The following is a 3,563-nucleotide window of genomic DNA, read 5'->3' on the forward strand; positions in this document are numbered from 1 at the left end:
CCTTTTTGGGGGGTGTGGTTGTTGGGTGTGGTTGGTTTTCGTGGTTCTCTCGAAAATTTCTGAATTGATCTTTTGTGGTCAAGTTTTTAAGAGCACACGGTGGATGCCTTGGCATTAGGAGCCGAAGAAGGACGTAGGAATCTGCGATAAGCCTGGGGGAGTCGATAACCGGACTGTGATCCCAGGGTGTCCGAATGGGGAAACCCCGCCAGGGGAGCGATCTGCCTGGTGACCCGCATCTGAACACATAGGGTGCGTGGGGGGAACGCGGGGAAGTGAAACATCTCAGTACCCGCAGGAAGAGAAAACAATAGTGATTCCGTTAGTAGTGGCGAGCGAACGCGGATCAGGCTAAACCGTTCCATGTGTGATAGCCGGCGGGCGTTGCATGGTCGGGGTTGTGGGACTTTCCATACCAGTTCTGCCGGACTGGTGGGGTGTGATGTGCAGGCATAGGTGAACGGTCTTGAAAGGCCGGCCAGAGAGGGTGTGAGCCCCGTAACCGAAATGTTTTGTGCCGCCTGTGAGAGTATCCCAAGTAGCACGGGGCCCGAGAAATCCCGTGCGAATCTGTCAGGACCACCTGATAAGCCTAAATACTCCCTAATGACCGATAGCGGACCAGTACCGTGAGGGAAAGGTGAAAAGTACCCCGGGAGGGGAGTGAAACAGTACCTGAAACCGTGTGCTTACAATCCGTCGGAGCAGCCGTGATTTATCACAAGTAGCTGTGACGGCGTGCCTTTTGAAGAATGAGCCTGCGAGTTAGTGTTACGTCGCGAGGTTAACCCGTGTGGGGAAGCCGTAGCGAAAGCGAGTCTGAATAGGGCGTTGCAGTGGCGTGATCTAGACCCGAAGCGAAGTGATCTACCCATGGCCAGGTTGAAGCGACGGTAAGACGTCGTGGAGGACCGAACCCACTTCAGTTGAAAATGGAGGGGATGAGCTGTGGGTAGGGGTGAAAGGCCAATCAAACTTCGTGATAGCTGGTTCTCCCCGAAATGCATTTAGGTGCAGCGTTGCGTGTTTCTTACCGGAGGTAGAGCTACTGGATGGCTAATGGGCCCTACAAGGTTACTGACGTCAGCCAAACTCCGAATGCCGGTAAGTGAGAGCGCAGCAGTGAGACTGTGGGGGATAAGCTTCATAGTCGAGAGGGAAACAGCCCAGACCACCAACTAAGGCCCCTAAGCGTGTGCTAAGTGGGAAAGGATGTGGAGTTGCGAAGACAACCAGGAGGTTGGCTTAGAAGCAGCCATCCTTAAAAGAGTGCGTAATAGCTCACTGGTCAAGTGATTCCGCGCCGACAATGTAGCGGGGCTCAAGTACACCGCCGAAGTTGTGGCATTCAAATATTGCTAAGCCCTTGTGGTTCAGGCGTTTGGATGGGTAGGGGAGCGTCGTGTGGGCAGTGAAGTCGCGGTGTAAACCAGCGGTGGAGCCTACACGAGTGAGAATGCAGGCATGAGTAGCGAAAGACGGGTGAGAAACCCGTCCGCCGAATGATCAAGGGTTCCAGGGTCAAGCTAATCTGCCCTGGGTAAGTCGGGACCTAAGGCGAGGCCGACAGGCGTAGTCGATGGACAACGGGTTGATATTCCCGTACCGGCGAAAAACCGTCCATGTTGAACAGGGGATACTAACCGCCCGAGACCTGCCCAATCACCCTTGTGGTGTGCGGGTTTTGGTGGAGCGCGGGACCTGATCCTGGGAGGCAAGCGTATTAACAGGTGTGACGCAGGAAGGTAGCCGAGCCGGGCGATGGTTGTCCCGGTCTAAGGATGTAGGGCGAACGGTAGGCAAATCCGCTGTTCATGATGCCTGAGATCTGATGGGACCCCCTTTAGTGGGGGGATTTGGTGATCCTATGCTGCCGAGAAAAGCATCGACGCGAGGTTTTAGCCGCCCGTACCCCAAACCGACACAGGTGATCAGGTAGAGAATACTAAGGCGATCGAGAGAATTATGGTTAAGGAACTCGGCAAAATGCCCCCGTAACTTCGGGAGAAGGGGGGCCCCAACCTTGAACACCACTTGCTGGTGGGAGGGGATCGGGGCCGCAGAGACCAGGGGGAAGCGACTGTTTACTAAAAACACAGGTCCGTGCGAAGTCGCAAGACGATGTATACGGACTGACTCCTGCCCGGTGCTGGAAGGTTAAGAGGACCGGTTAGCCCTTACGGGCGAAGCTGAGAATTTAAGCCCCAGTAAACGGCGGTGGTAACTATAACCATCCTAAGGTAGCGAAATTCCTTGTCGGGTAAGTTCCGACCTGCACGAATGGAGTAACGACTTCCCCGCTGTCTCAACCATAAACTCGGCGAAATTGCAGTACGAGTAAAGATGCTCGTTACGCGCAGCAGGACGGAAAGACCCCGAGACCTTTACTATAGTTTGGTATTGGTGTTCGGAGTGGCTTGTGTAGGATAGGTGGGAGACGTTGAAGCCCGGACGCCAGTTCGGGTGGAGTCATCGTTGAAATACCACTCTGGTCACTTTGGACATCTAACTTCGGCCCGTAATCCGGGTCAGGGACAGTGCCTGATGGGTAGTTTAACTGGGGCGGTTGCCTCCTAAAAAGTAACGGAGGCGCCCAAAGGTTCCCTCAGCCTGGTTGGCAATCAGGTGTCGAGTGTAAGTGCACAAGGGAGCTTGACTGTGAGAGAGACATCTCGAGCAGGGACGAAAGTCGGGACTAGTGATCCGGCGGTACATTGTGGAATGGCCGTCGCTCAACGGATAAAAGGTACCTCGGGGATAACAGGCTGATCTTGCCCAAGAGTCCATATCGACGGCATGGTTTGGCACCTCGATGTCGGCTCGTCGCATCCTGGGGCTGGAGTAGGTCCCAAGGGTTGGGCTGTTCGCCCATTAAAGCGGTACGCGAGCTGGGTTTAGAACGTCGTGAGACAGTTCGGTCCCTATCCGCTGCGCGCGCAGGAAATTTGAGAAGGGCTGTCCTTAGTACGAGAGGACCGGGACGGACGAACCTCTGGTGTGTCAGTTGTACTGCCAAGTGCACCGCTGATTAGCTACGTTCGGATGGGATAACCGCTGAAAGCATCTAAGCGGGAAGCTCGCTTCGAGATGAGATTTCCATACACCTTGTGTGTGAGAGGCCCCCAGCCAGACCACTGGGTTGATAGGCCGGATGTGGAAGCGAGGACTAACGACTCGTGAAGCTGACCGGTACTAATAGGCCGATAACTTACACCACACACCACTGCGTGAACGGCATTCAAAAGACGTTCACACCCAGCAGTGGTAAAAAGAAACAAGACTGCTTGCGTCCACTATGTGGTTCCCAACCAACAAACCCGCCACGGGTCCGTTGCGTCAGGGAACAAAAAACACAACACAATACAAACAACACCACAATGTTGTAACCACAGATTTCCCGCCCGGACACCACTGTCCAGGGTGCGGACATAAGGTTACGGCGGTCATAGCGTGGGGGAAACGCCCGGTCCCATTCCGAACCCGGAAGCTAAGACCCACAGCGCCGATGGTACTGCACCCGGGAGGGTGTGGGAGAGTAGGTCACCGCCGGAACACCATTAAAA

2 rRNA genes are annotated in these 3,563 nt (G+C 54.8%); both read left to right on the forward strand.

Annotation, left to right across the window (positions count from 1 at the left end):
* Positions 1–76 precede the first annotated feature (76 nt).
* A 23S ribosomal RNA gene (locus PY310_RS21190) occupies positions 77–3,217 on the forward strand.
* Positions 3,218–3,435: 218 nt separating this feature from the next.
* Positions 3,436–3,552 (forward strand): 5S ribosomal RNA (gene rrf / locus PY310_RS21195).
* Positions 3,553–3,563: the final 11 nt, after the last annotated feature.

The sequence above is a fragment of the Pseudarthrobacter naphthalenicus genome, assembly GCF_029076445.1.
Taxonomy (GTDB): Bacteria; Actinomycetota; Actinomycetes; order Actinomycetales; family Micrococcaceae; genus Arthrobacter; species Arthrobacter naphthalenicus.